The 17711-nt window shown below is 69.7% G+C and carries 17 protein-coding genes; 8 read left to right on the top strand and 9 right to left on the bottom strand.

Features of this window, described 5'->3' with window-relative positions; all coding sequences use genetic code 11:
• Nucleotides 1-54: 54 nt before the first annotated feature.
• A complete protein-coding gene (gene gpmI, locus F3H13_RS07840; protein ID WP_149798486.1) occupies nt 55-1632 on the top strand; it encodes a 2,3-bisphosphoglycerate-independent phosphoglycerate mutase in 1578 nt (525 codons plus the stop codon).
• Nucleotides 1633-1695: 63 nt separating this feature from the next.
• Nucleotides 1696-2838 (top strand): thiolase family protein, encoded by a 1143-nt coding sequence (locus tag F3H13_RS07835; protein ID WP_149798485.1) that lies wholly within the window; start codon nt 1696-1698, stop codon nt 2836-2838.
• Between the two features lie 388 nt (nt 2839-3226).
• Here the strand turns inward: F3H13_RS07835 and thiL are convergent, their stop codons facing one another.
• The gene (gene thiL / locus F3H13_RS07830; protein WP_149798484.1) at nt 3227-4138 is read right to left on the bottom strand and encodes a thiamine-phosphate kinase; all 912 of its coding nucleotides are present in this window, start codon (nt 4136-4138) and stop codon (nt 3227-3229) included.
• Between the two features lie 379 nt (nt 4139-4517).
• On the opposite strand from thiL, the gene F3H13_RS07825 reads away from it, so the two are divergent.
• The 3 genes from F3H13_RS07825 (at nt 4518) to F3H13_RS07810 (ending at nt 7024) form a co-directional block, all read left to right on the top strand.
• Nucleotides 4518-4859, top strand: a complete 342-nt coding sequence (locus F3H13_RS07825) for a hypothetical protein (RefSeq protein ID WP_149798483.1) — start codon at nt 4518-4520, stop codon at nt 4857-4859.
• A 204-nt stretch (nt 4860-5063) separates the two neighbouring features.
• Nucleotides 5064-6104: an isocitrate lyase gene (aceA, locus tag F3H13_RS07815; protein WP_149798481.1), complete on the top strand. Its 1041-nt coding sequence runs from the start codon at nt 5064-5066 to the stop codon at nt 6102-6104.
• A complete protein-coding gene (locus F3H13_RS07810; RefSeq protein ID WP_149798480.1) occupies nt 6104-7024 on the top strand; it encodes an HpcH/HpaI aldolase/citrate lyase family protein in 921 nt (306 codons plus the stop codon). The genes aceA and F3H13_RS07810 overlap by 1 nt, the downstream gene beginning before the upstream one ends.
• A gap of 99 nt (nt 7025-7123) precedes the next feature.
• On the opposite strand, the gene F3H13_RS07805 is transcribed toward F3H13_RS07810, so the two are convergent.
• The 3 genes from F3H13_RS07805 to F3H13_RS07800 all read right to left on the bottom strand — a co-directional run bounded on the left by F3H13_RS07805 (nt 7124) and on the right by F3H13_RS07800 (nt 9738).
• Nucleotides 7124-8368: a CaiB/BaiF CoA transferase family protein gene (locus F3H13_RS07805; RefSeq protein WP_149798479.1), complete on the bottom strand. Its 1245-nt coding sequence runs from the start codon at nt 8366-8368 to the stop codon at nt 7124-7126.
• Nucleotides 8369-8484: 116 nt separating this feature from the next.
• Nucleotides 8485-8649 (bottom strand): DUF7838 family putative zinc beta-ribbon protein, encoded by a 165-nt coding sequence (locus tag F3H13_RS16185; protein WP_007345976.1) that lies wholly within the window; start codon nt 8647-8649, stop codon nt 8485-8487.
• Between the two features lie 105 nt (nt 8650-8754).
• Entirely contained in the window at nt 8755-9738 is a 984-nt protein-coding gene (locus F3H13_RS07800; RefSeq protein WP_149798478.1) for a nucleoside recognition protein, read from the bottom strand.
• Nucleotides 9739-9822: 84 nt separating this feature from the next.
• On the opposite strand from F3H13_RS07800, the gene F3H13_RS07795 reads away from it, so the two are divergent.
• A complete protein-coding gene (locus F3H13_RS07795) occupies nt 9823-10707 on the top strand; it encodes an HVO_0234 family beta-propeller protein (protein ID WP_149798477.1) in 885 nt (294 codons plus the stop codon).
• A 490-nt stretch (nt 10708-11197) separates the two neighbouring features.
• On the opposite strand, the gene F3H13_RS07790 is transcribed toward F3H13_RS07795, so the two are convergent.
• Nucleotides 11198-12148, bottom strand: a complete 951-nt coding sequence (locus F3H13_RS07790; RefSeq protein WP_149798476.1) for an aminopeptidase — start codon at nt 12146-12148, stop codon at nt 11198-11200.
• Between the two features lie 184 nt (nt 12149-12332).
• Between F3H13_RS07790 and F3H13_RS07785 the strand changes: the two genes are divergently transcribed.
• Nucleotides 12333-13400, top strand: a complete 1068-nt coding sequence (locus tag F3H13_RS07785) for a type II glyceraldehyde-3-phosphate dehydrogenase (RefSeq protein ID WP_149798475.1) — start codon at nt 12333-12335, stop codon at nt 13398-13400.
• A gap of 63 nt (nt 13401-13463) precedes the next feature.
• Here the strand turns inward: F3H13_RS07785 and F3H13_RS16180 are convergent, their stop codons facing one another.
• The 3 genes from F3H13_RS16180 to F3H13_RS07775 all read right to left on the bottom strand — a co-directional run bounded on the left by F3H13_RS16180 (nt 13464) and on the right by F3H13_RS07775 (nt 15155).
• Nucleotides 13464-13640 (bottom strand): hypothetical protein, encoded by a 177-nt coding sequence (locus F3H13_RS16180; RefSeq protein ID WP_017344528.1) that lies wholly within the window; start codon nt 13638-13640, stop codon nt 13464-13466.
• A gap of 130 nt (nt 13641-13770) precedes the next feature.
• Nucleotides 13771-14070 carry a hypothetical protein gene (locus F3H13_RS07780; RefSeq protein ID WP_149798474.1) on the bottom strand — a complete coding sequence of 100 codons (300 nt, stop codon included), beginning with the start codon at nt 14068-14070 and terminating at the stop codon, nt 13771-13773.
• A 92-nt stretch (nt 14071-14162) separates the two neighbouring features.
• Nucleotides 14163-15155, bottom strand: a complete 993-nt coding sequence (locus tag F3H13_RS07775) for a hypothetical protein (protein WP_149798473.1) — start codon at nt 15153-15155, stop codon at nt 14163-14165.
• Nucleotides 15156-15311: 156 nt separating this feature from the next.
• Here F3H13_RS07775 and F3H13_RS07770 point away from each other — a divergent pair, with 156 nt between their 5' ends.
• Nucleotides 15312-16415 carry a TrmB family transcriptional regulator gene (locus F3H13_RS07770; RefSeq protein WP_149798472.1) on the top strand — a complete coding sequence of 368 codons (1104 nt, stop codon included), beginning with the start codon at nt 15312-15314 and terminating at the stop codon, nt 16413-16415.
• A 41-nt stretch (nt 16416-16456) separates the two neighbouring features.
• On the opposite strand, the gene F3H13_RS07765 is transcribed toward F3H13_RS07770, so the two are convergent.
• Entirely contained in the window at nt 16457-17395 is a 939-nt protein-coding gene (locus tag F3H13_RS07765; protein WP_149798471.1) for a carbohydrate kinase family protein, read from the bottom strand.
• Nucleotides 17396-17711: the final 316 nt, after the last annotated feature.

Raw genomic sequence — 17711 nt, 5'->3', positions numbered from 1 at the left:
CCGACCGGTCGGCCGGAGCGAAGAGTAGTTAGTCCGGGGAGCGAAACGGGTCGTATGGAGACGGCACTCATCGTCCTCGACGGCTGGGGACTCGGGAGCGGCGCGGGAGGCGGCGACGGCGAGGACGGCGAGACGGTCGACCCCTCGGGACGCCCGGCGGGTCGAGACGCGGTCGCCGTCGCCGACACGCCGACGTTCGACGAGGCGACCGCCCGCGGCGCCGACGGTCGGCTCGTCGTTCACGGGCGGCGCGTCGGGCTCCCTGAGGGACAGATGGGGAACTCGGAGGTCGGTCACCTGAACATCGGCGCGGGCCGGGTCGTCAAACAGGCGTACACGCGGATCACGGACGCGCTCGAAGCGGGATCGCTCTCCGACAACGACGCCATCGCAGAGGCCGTAGCGCACGCGAAGTCGACCGGCGGCCGGGTCCACTTCATGGGACTGGTCTCCGACGGCGGCGTCCACTCCGACGTCGAACACCTGCTCGCGCTGATCGACGCCGCCGCCGACGCGGGGGTACCGGCGACGAGCCACGCGTTCACCGACGGGCGCGACACGGCCCCGGAGATCGCCGACGAGTTCCTCGCCGAGGTGACCGCGAAGGCCGACGAGCGCGGCACCGGCCACGTCGCGACCGTCACGGGGCGCTATCACGCGATGGACCGCGACGAGAACTGGGGGCGGACGAAGAAGGCGTACGACGCGATCGTCGAGCGCGACGCGCCCTCCCGCGCCGAGAGCGCGGTCGCGGCCGCCCGAGAGGCCCACGCCCGCGGCGAGACGGACGAGTTCATCGTGCCGACGCTGGTCGACGGCGAGCCCGCGCTCGACAACGGCGACGCCGTGATCTTCTTCAACTTCCGGGCGGACCGCGCCCGCCAGCTCGTCCGGATGCTGACCGACACTCGCCCCGAGTGGCCGTTCGACCTCGACCAGCCCGACGTTCGGATGACGACGATGACCGAGTACGACGAGACGTTCACGTTCCCGGTCGCGTTTCCGCCGGCGATCCCCGAGGACACGATCGGCGAGGTCGTCGCCGACGCGGAGCTCACGCAGCTCCGGATCGCGGAGTCGGAGAAGTACCCCCACGTGACCTACTTCCTCAACGGCGGCCGCGAGGTGAAGTTCCCCGGCGAGCTGCGCGAGATCGTGGAGAGCCCCGACGTCCCCACGTACGACCGGCAGCCGGAGATGTCGGCGCCGGAGCTCACGGACGAGGCGCTCGCGATCATCGACGAGAAGGACCCCGACCTGATGGTGCTCAACTACGCGAACCCGGACATGGTGGGCCACACCGGCGACTTCGATGCCGCTATCGAGGCGGTCGAGGCCGTCGACGCGCAGCTCTCCCGCCTCCTCGACGCCGTCGCCGACGCGGGCGGCCACGCGCTCGTCACCGCCGATCACGGCAACGCCGACGACATGGGAACTCCCGAGGATCCCCACACCGCCCACACGTTCAACCCAGTGCCGTTCGTCTACCTGACGCCCGACGGGGACGACGGAGGGAACGCGATCCGCGAGGGCGGCTCGCTCTGTGATATCGCGCCGACGCTGCTCGATTTGATCGGGCTCGACCACCCCGCGAAGATGACCGGCGAGGGCCTCCTCGAAAATAAACGATAAACTTCGGATCGATTCCCGCTCGTTCCACGGCGTTTTAATAGGCCGACTCACCTGTTATCTTTCATGACAGACGAGACTACGCCCGTGATCGCGGCCGCATACCGAACGCCGCAGGGGAGAGACGGGGGCGTCTACGCCGACGTCCGCAGCGAGGACCTCTCGACGACGCTCATCGACCACGCGCTCGAGGAGACGGGGCTGACCAGCGACCACGTCGACGACCTGATGTGGGGCGTCGCCCAGCAGCGGACCGAGCAGGACAACAACGTCGCGCGCGTCATCGCCCTCCTGTCCGAACTCGGCGAGTCGGTGCCCGCCACCTCGATCAACCGGTGGTGTGCCTCCTCGATGCAGGCGGTCATCTCGGCGTCGGACGCGATCGCCGCGGGCAACCGCGAGTGTATCATCGCGGGCGGGGTCGAGAACATGAGCCGCGTCCCGATGGACGGCGACTCCTACGAGCACCTCCACCCCGAGCTGTCCGAGGCGTACAACATCTTCCAGCTGCAGATGGGGATGACCGCGGAGAAGGTCGCCGAGGAGCACGACGTGAGCCGCGAGGCGCAAGACGAGTACGCGGCCCGCAGCCACCAGCGCGCCGCGGAGGCGACCGAGTCGGGCCGCTTCGACGACGAGATCGTCCCCGTCGAGACCGACGACGGACTGGTCGAGGAGGACGAGGGGATCCGCCCGGACACGACTGCCGAGAAGCTCGCCGGCCTCTCGCCCGCCTTCACCGGCGACGGCACCGTCACCGCGGGGAACTCCTCGCAGATCTCCGACGGCGCGTCGCTCACGGTCGTGACGAGCAAGGCGTTCGCCGAGGAGCACGGCCTCGACGTGCTCGCGGAGGTCGGTACGAACAACGTCGCCGGCGTCGACCCCACCGTGATGGGGATCGGCCCGGTGCCCGCCACTCGCAGCCTGCTCGAACGCGCGGGCACCGACATCGACGACTACGACCTGGTCGAGCTCAACGAGGCGTTCGCCTCCCAGTGCGAGTACTCGCGGCGCGAACTCGGTATCGACGAGGACAAGTACAACGTCAACGGCGGCGCCATCGCGCTCGGCCACCCGCTCGGCGCCTCGGGCGCGCGGCTCCCCGTCACGCTGCTCCACGAGATGCAAAAACAGGACGCCGAGCGCGGCCTCGCGACGCTCTGCGTCGGCTTCGGGCAGGGCGCCGCGATCGAGTTCCTGCGATAGACGTCGCGAAAAGCGGTGAATTTCTGCGGTGGCGCGTGCCGGTGAGCGCCCGAAGGGCGCGAACCGCACGCGCGAGGGACGCCGCGAGCGCCTTATAAAGGCGCGAGCGGCGAGGCTGGGGAGGTGTGAGGTGCGGTTGCTGTGCGGGGCGGGATTCAAAGGGGCAGCCGCGAGGGACCCGTAGGCGACGCCAAGCACCGCAGCGAAGGAGCGTAGTGACTGAGCGAGGAGCACAGCGAGCGTACGGGTCCCTCGCGGCTGGGGCTTTGGAGGTGTTTGCCGCCGATCCACAGTCAACCGTTTATAAGCGAGCGACCGGGGCTTCGGTGATGTTCACCGTCGCTCTGCGGTCGATCATTTATAAGTGAGTGACCGGGACTTCGCCGACTTACTCGTCGCCGTGCGTGAATCCGCGGTCGGGCAGGGGTTCGCCGTCCGCGAGGACGCGCGGGCCCCCCTCATCAGACTCCTCGACCACCGTCCCGATCCGCGTCAACCCGGCGGGACACGCCGCTTCGACCGCATCAACCTCCGCTTCCGGCACCGCACACAACAGCTCGAAGTCCTCGCCGAAGTGCGCCGCGAGTTCGAACCGCTCCGCCGAATCCGCGGCCACCTCCTCGACCGCCGGATGAACCGGAACCGCGTCCCGCTCGAGTTCGATCCCGACCCCGCTCGCCTCGGCGAGCTGGTGACACGAGCGCGCCAGCCCGTCCGAGGAGTCCATCATCGCCGTCGCGCTCGGGGCCAGCGCCAGCCCGTCGGCCACGCGCGGCGTGAACCGGAACAGCTCGTTGGCGCGCTCGAACGCCTCGTCGTCCTCCTTTTTAAATAGCCGCAGCGCCGCCGCGGACCGGCCCCACCCGCCGGTGACGCAGAGCGCGTCGCCCGGCCGCGCGCCGTCGCGAGTGACCGGCCCTGCGTCGGTCACGTCCCCGATCGCGGTGGTCGCGGTCGTGAACTCGACGTGCTCGTCGAGGTCGCCGCCGACGTACTCGGCGTCGACCGCCTCGCAGACGTCGACCGCGCCCGCGACGAACCGCGTCAGTTCCTCGCGGTCGAACCCCTCGTCGGCGTAGACGGCGACTGCGGCCCGGGCGGCCGCGCCCATCGCGGCCACGTCCGACAGCGACGCGCCCACCGCGCGCCAGCCGGCGGTGTACCGCGTCGTCCCGGGCGGGAAGTCGGTCCGCTCGTGGAGCATATCCGTCGTGATGACCGTCCCGTCGACGACGGCCGCGTCGTCGCCCGCGTGCGAGAGGTCGGCCGTGAGGGCCCGGAGGGCGTCGCGCTCGTTCACTACCCCACGCTCCGCGCGTGGAGCCAATAAGCGATCGGTCCGGGCCGCCGTCGCCCATACCACCGGCGTCTTTGCCGCTGTCGCCCACGCCACTGGCGCTCTCGCCGCTGTCGCCCTCGCCGCCGGCGCCGCCGACACCGCCAACGACGTCGCCGGCGCTCCCGTCACGCGCACCGAATCTCCAAATCACGATGCGTGTTGTCATGGAACATTTAATCGGATAAAACAACATAACGAATATTATCATTATCAATCATTATGTTTATTATCCTCCTCCGATTTGCTTCGGTCGCAATGGTAGTATCCGTACACGGACACGCAGCGACCCAACGCACGGACTCGATCACCAGACGACCGCCGCAACCGCCCACACGACCCGATGACGACACCTAACGACACGCCCGACGACACGACCCGACGCACCGACAACACGACCGATCGACCGACCGAGTCGAACGCGACGACTACTTCTCCGCGGACGATCCCCGGCCGCACGCCCCTCACCGAGGAGGCCGGTGCGCCGCTGGTCCCGACGATCCCGACCCGCCGAACGACGGGGACGCGGACGCCCGGTTCCTCGCCGGCGACCGACACTCAACAGCCGACGACGACCGACGACCGTCGGCCGACGCGTCCGCCGACAGACGGCGAGCGCGACGCGCCGCTCGTCCCCGATCTGCGTCCCGCCTCGCGGACGCGGACCGACGGGGGGTCGCGATGAGGGCGAACGCGACGCGCCGTTCCGTCCCCATGGTGGGCACCGGCGACGGCCCGCGACCGGATCCGACGACGTTCGCATCGGCCGCCCGCACCGACGGCGGCCGCCGCGCCGACGGGCGACACGCGACGACGAACCGTACCGCAGCCGACGGGCGACGCGCGACGACGAACCGTACCGCAGCCGACGATTCCACGCAGTAATCCGATGAATCCCAACGAACTCGACGACGACGTCTTCACGAGAGATATCGACAACCCGGCCGGCCGGCGGCTCCGCGAGCTGTTCGAGGAGCAGGAGTACACGTTCGCGCCCGGGATCTACCACGCGCTCGACGCCCGCCTCGCGGAGATGGCCGGGCTCGACGCGGCCTACATGAGCGGCTACTCGACCGTCCTCGGCCAGTTCGGCTTCCCCGACCTGGAGATGGTCACGATGTCGGAAATGGTCGAGAACGCCAAGCGCATGGTCGAGGCGACGAACCTCCCCGTCATCGCCGACTGCGACACTGGCTACGGCGGCGTCCACAACGTCCGGCGCGCGGTCCGCGAGTACGAGAAGGCCGGCGTCGCCGCCGTCCACATCGAAGACCAGACTTCGCCAAAGCGCTGCGGCCACATCGCGGGCAAGCAGATCGTCTCCCGCGAGCAGGCCCGCTCGCGGTTCGAGGCGGCCGTCGACGCCAAGCAGAGCGATGACACCGTCATTATCGCCCGCACCGACGCGTACGGCTCCGCGAACGGCGACTGGGAGGAGCACCTCGAACGCGGCCGGATCTACGCCGACGCCGGCGTCGACCTCGTCTGGCCCGAGATGCCCGACCCCTCGCGCGAGGACGCGATCGAGTACGCCGAGACGATCCACGAGACCCACCCCGACCTGGATCTCGCCTTCAACTACTCCTCCTCGTTCGAGTGGGGCGCCCAAGAGGACCCGCTGACGTTCGAGGAGCTTGGCGACTTAGGCTACCAGTACATCTTCATCACGCTGTACGGGCTCCACTCCGGCGCCCACGCCGCCTACGAGGACTTCGCGAACATAGCAGAGAACGACGAGGCGGCGCAGTTCGACCTCGAGGAGCGGTACATCGGCCACGAGACCGAGAGCCACCACGAGCTATCCTTCGTCCCGCGGTATCAGGAGGTCGAGGCCGAGTTCGACCCCGAGGCGCGGCGGCGCCAGGAGGAGTCGGCCGGCTTCACCGAAGACGAGAACGACCCGATCACGGCCTCGGAGGGCGACGACTGATGGGCGGGCCGGACGACGTCACGCTCCGGCGGAGCCAGCTGGCGACGCCGGGCTCCGACCCGAAGATGATAGAGCGGGCGCCCGACTCCGGCGCCGACGAGGCGTTCCTCGACTTGGAGGACTCCGTCGCGCCCGCGGCGAAGGTCGACGCCCGCGAGAACGTCATCGAGGGGCTAATCGAGTACGACTGGTCCGACACCCGACCCTGCTACCGGATGAACGGCGTCGACACCAGGTGGTTCTACGACGACGTGATCGAGGTCGTCGGGCGCGCCGGCGAGTACCTCGACACGATCATGGTGCCGATGGCGAACAACCCGGAGACGGTCGCCACCGTCGATAACCTGCTGACGCAGGTCGAGGAGAACAACGACCTGCCGGTCGGCGACATCGGCCTCCAGGCGCAGATCGAGTCGCCGGAGGCGATGACGAAGGTCGCCGACATCGCCCGCGCCAGCGACCGCCTGGAGTCGCTCGTCTTCGGCCCCGGCGACTACACCGCCAACGTCGGCGCCGCCGGGCTCACCATCGGCTCCGGCGGCGGCTACCCCGGCCACTACTGGCACTACCAGCTCGCGCGCATCGCCCACGCGGCGAAGGCGCAGGGGCTACAGGTGATCGACGGCCCGTACGCCGAGATCGAGGACGCGGAGGGGTTCCGCGACTCCTGTCGGTGGGCGAGCCAGCTGGGCTGTGACGGCAAGTGGGCGATCCACCCGAGCCAGATCGAGCCCGCCAACGAGACGTTCGCGCCCTCGCCCGAGGAGGCCGAGAAGGCGCGTCAGATCGTCGACGCCTACGCGGAGGCGAAAGAACAGGGCAAAGGCGCCGTCTCGGTCGACGGCGAGATGGTCGACGAGGCGACCGACAAGATGGCCCGCGGCATCGTCGCGCGCGCCGAGCAGGCGGGGATCCTGTAAGCCGGGCGTCCCCGCGGTCGCCGCGGCATCTGGGCATCATTTTTGCCGTGCGCTCTTCTTTTTCGCCGTGCGCTCGCTGGTATCGCTACTCCGATATCGCTACTCCGAGATCGCGCCGCGGCTCCGCAGTTCGTCGATGTCGCGGTCGCCGTAGCCGTACTCCCGTAGCACCGACTCCGTGTGTTCGCCGAGCGCGGGCGGATGGCGGCGGACCGTCGTCGGCGTCCGCGAGAAGTGCATCGGCGAGCCGGGGAACCGCACGGTTCCGGCGGTCGGGTGTTCCGCCTCGGCGAGCATCCCGCGCGCCTCGATCTGCGGGTCGGCGAACACCTCGCTCACGTCGCGGACGCGGCTCGCGGGCACGTCGTGCTCGTCCAGCCGCTCGACCGCCTCGTCGGTCGACAGCGCGGCGAACGTCTCCTCAAGCTCGCGGTCGAGCTCTTCGCGGTTCCGGACGCGCCCCTCGTTCGTCTCGAACCGCTCGTCTGCGAGCAGGTCGGGGCGGTCGATCGCCTCGCACAGCGGCGGCCAGAACCGGTCCGACGAGCAGGCGACGACGACGTAGTCGTCCGCAGTCTCGAACGCCCGGTAGGGGACGATGTTCGGGTGTTTGCTCCCCATCCGGCCCGGGGGCTCGCCGCTGGCGAAGTAGTTCGTCGCCATGTAGCTCGTCCAGGCGGCTTGCCCGTCCAGCAGGCTCACGTCGATCTTCTGTCCCCGACCGTCGCCCAGCTCGCGTTCGAGCAGCGCCGCGAGGATCGCCTGCGTCGCGTACATCCCGGCCCCGACGTCGGCGAGCGCGACGCCGATCCGGACCGGCGGGCCGCCCTCGACGCCCGTGAAGGACATGAAGCCGCCCCGTGCCTGCATCATGATGTCGTACGCGGGCCTGTCGCGGTCGGGCCCCCACTCGCCGTAGCCGGAGATCGCGCAGTAGACGAGTCCGGGGTTCTCGTCGACGAGGTCGCCGTAGCCGAGGTCCCACTCTTCCGTCTTGCCGACCCGGAAGTTCTCGACGAGCACGTCGGCCTCGCGCGCGAGGTCGCGGACGACCGCACGGCCTGCTTCGGTCGTGAGATCCAGCTGGATCGAGCGCTTGTTGCGGTTGACGCTGACGTAGTAGGCGCTTTCTTTCCCTTCGTCGTCGCCCTTGCTGAACGCCGGCGGGACCCACGTCCGCGTCTGGTCGCCCTGCCCGGGTCGCTCGACTTTGATCACCTCCGCGCCGAGGTCGCCGAGCTGCATCGTGCAGAATGGCCCGACGAGCACGCGCGAGAGGTCCAGCACGGTGAGCCCGTCGAGCGGGCCCACGTCGCTCTCGGGGTCGCGCGCCTCACCGACCACACGCTCTCGCCTCCGCGGACCGTCGCCGTGTCCGGTTCATGCGATCCGACTCAGCCGCGGGGCTACTGAGTGTTGTGGCGTGGTGGGGTGACGAGGAAGGGCGGGTGCCAGCCGAGTCAGGCCGGGAGCGTGTCGATCCCGTCGATCTCGACGTAGCCGTACCCGCAGTCGGGACAGCGCCACTTCGTCTTCTCGCCGAGGTGAAGCGTCATCGCCGCGGTCCGGTAGAACGAACGGGTCTCGCCGCACGCGGGACAGTCCACGTCCTTTTCGAGGGCCATGCGCGCCGATCGGTCCGGGGCGGTGTTGAACCTACTGATTCGGGCGTCGCCGGCGCGGTCGGTCGCCGCCGTCGGCGCGATCGTCGGCGCCCGCGGGCGACCGCCTCACCACACCGGCGCGAGCAGCAGCGCGACCGTCGCCGAGATGAAGACGAGCTTGAGGGCGGTGTTGACGACGATCACCTTCGTGCCGAACGAGGCGCCCCAGATCCCGTACTGGAACGGGATCGAGCGCCGGAACGTCGAGACGGCAAAAGAGAGGATGCTCCCGATGAGCAGCGACGCGACCGCGGTCCGGGTGGTGAAGACCCCGGCCTCCGCCCCGGCGAGCGTCGCCGCGCCCGCGGTCGTGTCGAGCGTGAACACCGCGATGACGGGCACCGCAGCGCCCGGGAGGCCCAGCACGCTCGTGATCGGCTCCGCGACGCTCGTCAGCGCCGTCACGTCGTACGTCGTGACGAGCCAGATGACCAGCGTGTATACGACCGCGAGCCGCGGGACGATCCGGCGGAGGGTCTTCCACGACTTCCCGGCGGCGTCGCGGACGCGCTCTCGGGAGGTGCGCTCGTCGGCCTCCGGGCCGGTCGCGTCGACGTCGGCGAGCGCGGCGCGGTCGACGTTGGACTCGGAGAGCAGGAGTCCGCCCGCGAGGACGCCCGTAACGGTGATGAGCAGCGCGATGCCGGCGCGCGCGCCGACGTAGACGCCGCCGGTAGTGACGCCGAGAATCGGGATCAACACCGGGACGTAGTAGGTGAACACGTGCTGGACGAAGCCGAAGAACGTGTTCATCACGACCGCGACGAGCGTCGCCCGGTCGTCGAGCAGCCCCGATTCGCGGTACTCCGCGAGCGTGGCGTAGCCCGCGGTCGTCGACGCCGCGGTCGTGAGGATCGCCGTGCCGACCTCGTCCGGGAGGTTTGCCGGCCGCGTGAGCCATCCCGCGATCCCGGCGACGTACCGGACCAGCCCGAACGCGACGGCGACGTTGGCGGCGAAGACGCCGCCCGCGATGAACGCCGTGATCCGGGCCAGCCGGGGGACCACGTCCGCGAGCAGGGTCGAGAGGTCGGCGGCGACCGATTGCACGGACTGCGGTTCGTCGGGGGCGACCAAATGGCCGTCGGAACGCTCGCGCGGGGCTTATGTCCCGCCGCGGAGAACGGCCTCCCGATGGCTCCCGCCGAGGACGACATCTCGATCGACGAAAAGCGCGTGTACGCGGGCAGCGCCGGCCGCACCGACGCCTACGTCGCGACCGGGGCTGGGATCGTCCGGGTCTCGCTGTCGGCCGACAAGATCGGCGCGTTCGACATGGTCGCACGGGACCCCGCGCGCGACGTTGCCGTCCTCGCGCGCGGTGACGGTACGGACCTCGTCGTCGCGGCCGCGCCCGACGGTCTCTCTGTCGCCGCTGTCGGCGACGACCCGGAGTTCGCGTTCGTCGACGACGATCCGGCGGTCGCGGTCGGTGTCGCGAGCGGTCGTAAGGGGGTGATCGTCGCGCGCGAGAACGGCGCGATCGAGCGCGTCGCGTTCGCGGACGATGGGGTAGCGATCGCGTCGACAACGCGTTTTGGGAGCGTCGCGGACCCGCGCGCGGTCGACGGCGCGCTCGTCGCGGCCGCGGACGGGGTCTTTCGGGTCGGCGAGGACGGGCTCACTGACGTCGGGCTGGACGACGCGCGCGACGTGGCCGGCGCCGGGATGCCGCTCGCAGCGACCGGCGCGGGGCTCTACTGGCTCGGCAACGGCTGGATGACGGCTCGGGAGGCCGCCGCGGACGCGGTCGCGGCCGACGGCGACGGCCACGCGATGGCGGTCGTCGACGGGGACCTGCTCGTTCACTCGGACGCGTCCGGTGAGTGGGGCGAGGAGACGTGGGCGGTCGCGGAGCTACCCGTTGACGAGGCCGCTGTGGCGCTCGGCTACGGGCCCGGCGTCTCCGTCGCGGTCACCGAGGCGGGGACGCTCTGTGTCGACGCCGGCGACGGCTGGCGCCACCAAGTGGTCGGCGTCAGGGACGTGAACGGCGTGGCGCTCGCGGTCGTGGAATAAGTCGTTGATCGGGTATTGAGATCTTCCGTGTCTGGCGTCGGCCTCTTATAAATGGCTGCCGGCGAATTGTGGGCGACCGTCCCCAAATCCCCGGCCGTTCGGATATAAATGGAAGTCAGTAAACTGGTGGCAGCCACCTCCAAGGCCCCGGCCGTTCGGATATAAATGAAAGTCAGTAAACTGGTGGCAGCCACCTCCAAATCCCCGGCCGTGAGGCGGGCGCACGCTCGCTGCGCTCCTCGCTCAGTCGCTATCGCTCCTTCGCTGTGGTGCTTACGTCGCCTGCGCCCGCCTCACGGCCGCCCCTTTGAGTCCCGCCCCGCACCGCAACCGCACCTCCCACCTCCCCAGCCTCGTCAGTCGGCCTCCGCTTCGCTCCGGCCGACTGACTCCCTCGCGCGTGCGACTCGCGCCCTCCGGGCGCTCGTCGGCACGCGCCACCGCACCGTTTATTTATAAGTGAAAAATCAGACACTCAATCTGGGCCGTCTTACGCGCTCGGCAGGTCGACCGGCTCGCCGTCGGCGTAGACGGTCGGGTTTCGGATGATGCCGTCGAGGTGGAGCGGCGCGTCGGTCTCGCCGCCGATCCCGGCGTTGTCGCCGATGGCGATGTGGACGGTGCCGCCCGCCTTCTCGTCTAAGAGGACCGAGCCGACCAGCTCGTCGACGCCGCCGTTCGTCCCAATTCCAAGCTCCGCGAGGTTGTACGCGGCGTCGCCGACCTCGTCGTCGGCGGCCTCCACGTCGGCGCGGATCGCGTCGTCGGCGATGTCCGTCACGAAGCCGTCCTCGACCTCGAACGCGAGCGTCTGGCCGTCGTCGAGCAGGCCGTGGGGCATCATCGTCCCGTCGACGACGAAGGTGCCGGTCGCGGTCTCGGGGGCAATGAACACCTCGCCGGCGGGGAGGTTCGAGAAGTCGCCGGCTTCGCGGACCATGCCGGTGTCCGCGAGCCACTCGCGGTCGCCGATCCCGAACGTGATGTCCGTGCCCGCAGGCGCGGTGACGCGCACCTCGTCGGCGCCGGCGACCTGGTCGAGTACGTCGTCGCAGGCGGCGTCGATGGCGGCGTAGTCGGCGTCGAGCCCGGTCGTGAACACGTCCTCGGTGATCCCCGGGAGCGTCGCGCCGCGCGCGCCGGCGTCGCAGGCCGCGCCGCGGGCGCGGGTGTGGCTCAGGCTCTTCGTCGTCGGCGCGAGGAAGACGTCGGCCGCCTTCATCGCGGCCGCGACCGGCGCCGGCGGCTCCGTCCCGTGCTGCTCGGCCGGCGGGTACCGCAGGACCGTCGCGTCGTCCGTGACGTCGCTCGCGGCCGCGTAGAGCGCCTCGCCGATCGGCTCGCGCTCGTCGTCCGTGACGACGACGACCGACTCGTCGGGGGAGACGTTCAGACACTGTTCGACCGCGGTCGCCGCGGCGTCGGAGAGATCGGCTGCCATGGCCGCGACTCCGTTCGGCCGGGCGTTAGGCCTTGTCATCGACGATTTTACTCCATTCCGTAATTGAATTATTTACGTCCGGTGCCGCTCGGCGTCGAATTAACCGATCGATTACTCGTGGGGTAGTTAATTTCATTTTGCGAACCTCGAAAAGATTATACCGGTTCCCGAGCGACAAGGAGGTATGATACGCGTAGGCGTCAACGGCTACGGCACGATCGGTAAGCGGGTCGCGGACGCCGTCGCGGCCCAGCCCGACATGGAGCTCGTCGGTGTGACGAAGGCGTCGCCTGACTACGGCGTCGAGGCCGCGTCCCGCCGCGGATACGACCTGTACGCGGCCGTCGAGGACCGCGTCGACGAGTTCGCGGCCGCCGGCGTCGGCCTCGCCGGCGCGCTCGGCGACCTGCTCGACGCCGTCGACGTGATCGTCGACTGCGCCCCCTCCGGAGTCGGCGAGCGCAACGCGCCCATCTATGAGGCGCACGACACGCGGGCGGTGTTCCAAGGCGGCGAGGACGCCGACGTCGCGGAGGCCTCGTTCAACGCGCGCGGCCGGTTCGAGGCCGCCCGCGGCGCCGACTCGGTCCGCGTCGTCTCCTGTAACACGACCGCGCTCTCGCGGCTGCTCGCGCCGCTTGACGAGACGTACGGCGTCGAGAAGGCGCGCGTCACGCTCGTGCGCCGCGGCGGCGACCCGAACGAGACCGACCGCGGCCCGATAAACGACATCGTCCCCGACCCGGCGACGGTCCCCTCCCACCACGGCCCGGACGTGAACGAGATCCTCCCCGACGTGACCGTCGACACCGCGGCCCTGAGGGCGCCGGTCACCGGGATGCACACCCACAGCGTCAACGTCACCGTAGAGACTGCCCCCGACCCCGGGGCCGTCCGCGACCTGCTCGCCGACGAGAGCCGGATCTTCCTCGTCCCCGAGGCCGCGGGCATCGACGGCGCCGGCGCCTTGAAGGAGTACGCCGCCGACGCCGGCCGCCCGCGCGGCGACCTCTGGGAGAACTGCGTCTGGGAGGAGTCGATAAGCGTGACGGGCCGAGACCTCTACCTCTTCCAGAACGTCCACCAGGAGGCCGACGTCGTCCCCGAGAACGTCGACGCGATCCGCGCGATGGCGAGCGACGTCGACGCGGCCGAGTCGGTCGCGCGCACGAACGAGTCGCTCGGCGTCGGCCTCGAAAGCCGGCTCGGCGACGGCGAACTCGCTCGCGCTGAGCTGCCGGCGGACGACTGAGGTCCTCGCTGACGGTTCTCGCTCTCTTATCGCTCTCGCTTCGTTACCGCTCGGAAGCGGCGGTCACTCGTTCGGTCGCGTGACGAGGAACGTCCGGCCGCCGCGGCGCTCGAGGTGGACCTCGCTGCCGTCGACGCGGTTCGCCCGGACCCGGTCCGGCAGGCGGTCGGTTCGACAGTCGGTGACGTCCACGCGCGTCGGCGTCGCGTACCGCGGTCGGTCGGCGGTGACTGCGCTCATGTCTCCACGTCGGTCCGGAACGCACCTATAAGCGAGCCATCCGCGGAGTGAAAGTGAAAGTGGACAGCTTCGCACCGCTCTCGGTCGATTCCGATCGCCGGCGGTCGCCGGTCGAAAAACCGTCCTCGCCCTACCGGCGGAGGCCGGTCGCCTCGTCGCCCTCGACGAACCGAACCGTGAAGTAGTCGTACCCGCCGTAGGCGGCGTCGAGCGCGCCCATCCACCAGTTCCACCGCTCGACCAGCGAGGAGCCGTCCGGCGCGTCCTCCATGTGCCCGACCACCCCTGTCACGGTCAGTCCGTGGCCGCGGTCCTCGGAGGGCCGCCCGGAGTCGACGAGGTCGCGGGCCGACCGCGAGACGGCGCGCCGCTCGGGCTCGGTCCCGCCGAACTCGTCTTCGAGTGCGCGTTCCAGACGCTGTCTGTCCATGCTCGCGTTACGTGCCGCGGCTATATGAGTCGCGTGGTGAGGGGTGTCACGTCCGGTGCCGAGCGCGACCGCGGCCCGGGCTCGTCGCCGGCTCACAGCCGCGCGGCCAGCGCGAGGAACAGCAGCGAGAACGGGGCCGTGAGCAGCGACAGCGCCAGTCCGCCGGCGCCCTCGCCGGTCGCGACCGCCATCAAGATGCCGACGACGAGCGAGAACGAGCCCAGGGCCGCGAGGGTGAGCCGCTCCGGGACGCTCGCGCGATCCGGGCCGTCGCTCGCCGAGAGCACCGCGTCGAGCGTCGACTCGACCTCGTCGGCGCGCTCGACCGGAACGAACAGCCACGGCGTCGACCGGTACCACGCGTTCCCCCGGTACGCGAGCAGGAACAGCGTCGTCCACGGGAGGTCGAGCCGACGCGTTCGGACCACGGAGCCGAGGTCGTCGCTCCGGGTCCGATCCTGACGTGGATACGTCCGCTCGACCGTCCGCTCGGCCGGGTCGACCCGCACGGCCACGCCCGACGACTGGACGGCGGCCGGCACGAACCAGACGAGCCAGAACAGCGACCAGAAGGCGGGCAGGAAGTCGGTCGGGAGCGCCAACGCCGCGGCGACGACCCCGCCGAATCCCGCGAGCGTCCAGCCCGGGCTGAGCGCGCCGGCGGCCTCGCGAAGCCGAGCGGCGGTTAGTTCGTCGACCGAGGTCTCGCGGTACCAGACGTACAGTGCGGGGAGGGTGGCGACCGCGAGCGCGAACAGGAACCCGACGCCGACGGCGGCCTCGGCGACCCCGACGCTCGGCAGGCTGAGTTCGCCGGCGGCGGCGCCCGTGAGCGCGGCGCCCCCGACGGCGCCGATCGAGACGAGGACCGCCCCGACGACCCCGGCCGTCGCCCCGGCCGCGAGCGAGCGGAGACGGTCGTGGCGGACCGGCCCCCACTCGATCGGATCGCGTTCGGCGGTCGTCTCGGGGTCGCGGGGGATTTCGGACCCCTCGGCCACACCGCCGCCGTCGTCGACTGCCGAGACGCTCTCGGCGGTGTCGACGGCGTCGGCGGCGGAAGGTTTTCGGCTCTCGGAGGGCATACGCGCCGAGTCGTTCCGGTGTGCCAAAAGAGTGAGGCCGAGTTCAGTGCGACATGACACGTCCCGGGTCCCGACGTTCGCTCGCGGTGCGTGCCACCCCTCTCCCTGTCTCGTCGGGTACGATGATACTTATTCGCTACCCGCGTAGAGGGAGGTATGGACGCGGACTCCCTGACGGAGACGCTCGAAAACGCCGGCCTGTCACCGTACCAAGCGGCGGTCTACGTCGCGCTCCTCGATCTGCGGACCGCGACGGCGACCGAGATCGCCAACGAGAGCGACATCCCGACGCCGCGCGTCTACGACGTGATCGACGCTCTGGCCGAGCGCGGCTACGTCGAGAAATACGAGCAGGGGACCATCAAAGTGCGGGCACACGGCCCTGCGAAGGTACTCGAAGACCTCGAAAACAGGATCGACCAGTTGGAGTGGGCGACTACCGAAATAGAGGATCGATGGGAACAGCCGCCGCTCGAAAAATCCACTGCCAGCATCGTTAAGCAGTTCCAGACAGTTCTCGACCGCGCGCGGCTGTTCATCGAACAGGCGGAAACCCGCGTGTACGTCTCCGTGACGGCCGAGCAACTCGAGAAGCTTCGTGATCCCTTAAAACGGGCGCACGAGCGGGGCGTCGCCGTGTATATTCTTGTTAACACGGAATCGACTGGCGATCAGCCAACAGTCGAATCGCTAGCCGGGATCTGTCGGGAGGCGCGATACCGCGGCCTCCCGGCGCCGTTCGTCGCGTCCGTCGACCGACAGAGCGCCTGCTTCTCCCATCACCCGGACGCGGTCAATCAGACCGGCGTCCTCGTCAACGACGAGGAGTACACCTTCGTCTTCCACTGGTTCTTCATGACGTGTTTGTGGGAACACGGGACGACAATATACTCGGAAGGGCAGGACACGCTGCCGATCGAGTACGTCGACATCCGTCAGCTGGTGCGCGAAGCGCGGCCCCTCTTTGAGTCCGAGGCGACCGTGACCGTCCGCGTCGAAGGGAACGACGTCTCCACCGGCGAACCGCGGACGATCGCGGGGACCGTCGAAGAAGTCCGGTCGCACGTGGGCGACAGAGAGTCGGACACGCAGGTAGCCGGGCAGGTGCTGATGGTCGTCGACACCGGCACCGACCGGATCAGCGTCGGCGGTTGGAACGCCGTGGTCGAAGACGTCGAGGCGACTCGGATCGTTATCACCGACATCACGGACGTCGACGACTACCCGTCGCTACGGGCGGGGACGGAACCCGCCGAGTGAGCGCGGACGGCAGCGTATCCGAAGTCCTCACGTAGAGCGGATCACGACCCGTCGCGCAGCTCCTCGACGACCCGTCGGTCGGGAAGCGCGGCCATCGCACCGCGGCGCTTTGTCGACGCGGCGGCGACGGCGTTGGCGAACTCGAGGATCGTGCCCGGGTCGTCGCCGTCGACGAGTCCCGCGATCGCCCCGGCCGAAAAGGCGTCGCCGGCGCCGGTCGTGTCGACGACGTCCTCGATCTCGTAGCCGGGATGGTGCCACTCGCCGGCGGTCCACCGCGAGTCCTCGTCGGCGACCAGCCGCGCGCCGGCGCTGCCTTCTGTCAGGAACACCGCATCCGGTCCGGTAGCGAGGACGTCCGTGATCGTCGTCGGGAGGCCGGCGCCCTCGAGGTCCTCGCGGGTGACTTTGAGGACGTCCGTCTCGGAGAGCATTCGCTCGATCGTGGGCGCCGGATCTGTCTCCCACAGCTCGGGGCGGACGTTCGGATCGAAGAAGACGCAGCAGTCTCGGTCGCGGGCCCGCTCGACGAGGTCGAACGTCGCCGACCGCGCCGGCTCGACGGTCAGCGTGACGCCCCCCACGACGACGACCTCGACCGACTCAAGGACGTCGTCGCCGACGACGCTCGTGTCGAGGCGCCTGTCCGCCGTGTCCGAGCGGTAGAAGGTGAACTCGCGGTCGGCGTCGGGACCGTGCGAGACGAACGCCAGCGCCGTCCGGCTGTCCGGAACCTCCGTGACGAAGTCGTTCGGAACGCCCTCGCGGTCGAGCACCTGCGCGAGATGCGAGCCGAACGGGTCGTCGGCGAGCGCGGTACAGAACCACGGCGTCCGGTCGAGCCGCGCAAGCCCGACCGCCACGTTGGCCGGCGCCCCGCCGGCTCGTCGAGAGAACGATTCCACGTCCGCGAGCCGTCCGGGGCGGTCCGGAATGAAATCGATCAGGGTCTCGCCGGCGACGAGGATCTCACGCGTCATGCGCTACCATACTCGGAGACACACGTATGAAAAATATAAAAATTCGGCCAAGGGCGCGAGCGGACCCCGAGCGACTCACGCTCGCGGCGCTGAGGTCGGAGCGACGGTCGCTATCGACCGGCGACACCCTCGGGCGCGTGGGGTGAGCAGCCGGTGCTCGGTTCACGAGCGGTACGGTCCGTGGGCGCTACCCCCGCGACCAGTATGTTTTTACAAATATACTCGGATGTGAGTTGTATGAGTTCGCCCCGATGTCACATCGTCGACCACACGCCGGTACAGCGCGAGGAGAGATCCACACCGACCCATCGCGGCG

The sequence above is a fragment of the Halorubrum xinjiangense genome (assembly GCF_900102375.1).
Classification (GTDB): domain Archaea; phylum Halobacteriota; class Halobacteria; order Halobacteriales; family Haloferacaceae; genus Halorubrum; species Halorubrum xinjiangense.
The sequence above is the reverse complement of the archived record's forward strand: the minus strand, read 5'-3'. Positions and strand labels throughout refer to the sequence as shown.